The organism is Candidatus Obscuribacterales bacterium, assembly GCA_036703605.1.
GTDB lineage: Bacteria > Cyanobacteriota > Cyanobacteriia > RECH01 > RECH01 > RECH01.
This window is the reverse complement of record DATNRH010001136.1, coordinates 1-1,553: the sequence shown is the minus strand read 5'-3', so window position 1 is coordinate 1,553 and position 1,553 is coordinate 1. Positions and strand designations below refer to the sequence as shown.

Here is a 1,553-nt window from a genome sequence, read left to right as displayed (position 1 = left end):
TGCTGATACCCTGACCCAGGTTCTAGATGGCTTTGATACGATCATCGCAGGGCTGCAAACAGAGGGCAGCCCATCTGCCCTCGAGTTAGCAAATCTGCTGCAGGAACTGTCAACTAGTTTGACCACCACTGTAGATGACTTGGTAGATGGCAATCCACCTGTAGCCGATGATTTGCTGGATCAACTGCTGCAACCTACAGATGACCTTGGTGATCTAACAGAAACTCTAAACACCAATCATCGCATTGGTACGGATGGTGATGATAGTTTTGAGGCTACCTTAAGACATGATGTCTTTGAGATGGGTGCCGGTAATGATACCGTAACGGCTACCTTTAGTAACTTGCAACAGAGCGATAGCTTAGACGGCGCTGGGGGTATTGATCGCTTCGTCGTCACAGGGGGCAGCAACTCTGACAGTCTGATCCTACGTAGTTCTTCAGAAGCTAGTCGCCACAACTTAGTGCCTAGTCCCGACATGGAGGGCACTGTAGTTCAAAACTTTGAGCAGTTTGATCTCTCTGGCTTCTTGGGTCAAACCACGTTCACCGGCGGTTTGGAAGATAACTTAGTCATTGGTGGTGCGGGCAATGATGTCCTCAATGGCGGTGGCGGTAACGATGGTCTTGATGGTGGAGACGGTAACGATCGCCTGGTTGGTGGAGCTAGTGATGATGTCCTCAACGGTGGACTCGGTAACGATCGCCTGGTTGCTGGAGCCGGTGATGACGTCCTTAACGGCGGAGCTGGGGATGATAGTCTCGGTGGTGTACGTGGTAATAATCGCTTAATCGGTGGAGCCGGTAGTGACTTCATTAAAGGTGGTGCTGAGAGAGATGTTTTGTTGGGCGGTGCAGACAACGATCGCCTAATTGGAGGACAGGGAAACGATATCCTGAACGGTGGTGCGGGTAATGATCGGTTAGTCAGTGGTACTGGCAATAATCGTCTAACTGGCGGACAAGGAGATGATATCTTGACCGGCGGTATCGGGCGTAATGTTCTGAACGGTGGAGGTGGTCGCGATCGCTTTGTGTTTGAGAAAGCACAGGGTCAAGCCAATGTGGTGACTGACTTTAACTCACGTCAGGATCAAATCGTAATCACTCGTCGAGGATTTGGTGCAGCAGGTCTATCGGTTGGTGGACTTTCCGACCGTCAGTTTGTCCTAGGCAGCCGCGCTCAAAGTGCTGATGAGCGGTTTATCTATGACGATCAATCCGGCACCCTCTTCTTTGACGTCGATGGTAACGGCTCCCAAAAGCAACGAGCGATCGCCATTTTAGGTGGTCAACCCTCATTGTCAGCTCGTCAGATTGTGATTGCTTAGCTCTGTAACTCAAGCTTTCATTATCTATCCTGGCTTACTATGAGCCAAGATAAACCAAATAGGTTCCTATCTAGGCTGGTGCTTGCAGTACAATCACCAGCTTTCTTTATGCCTTGCCAAGCAGCTCGTACGTCTTCAGATGACATAGTCGGCTCCTAAGCGCTAATTCAAGCTCATCTTGCGCTAGACAGGTTGTAACGTCTCCTTCCCCCGCTATTCGATA

At 50.1% G+C, this 1,553-nt stretch carries 1 protein-coding gene; it reads left to right on the top strand.

What is annotated here, in order from left to right; genetic code table 11:
- A partial coding sequence (locus V6D20_23525) for a calcium-binding protein (protein HEY9818750.1) occupies window positions 1-1,330 on the top strand: 1,330 nt, incomplete at its 5' end.
- Window positions 1,331-1,553: the final 223 nt, after the last annotated feature.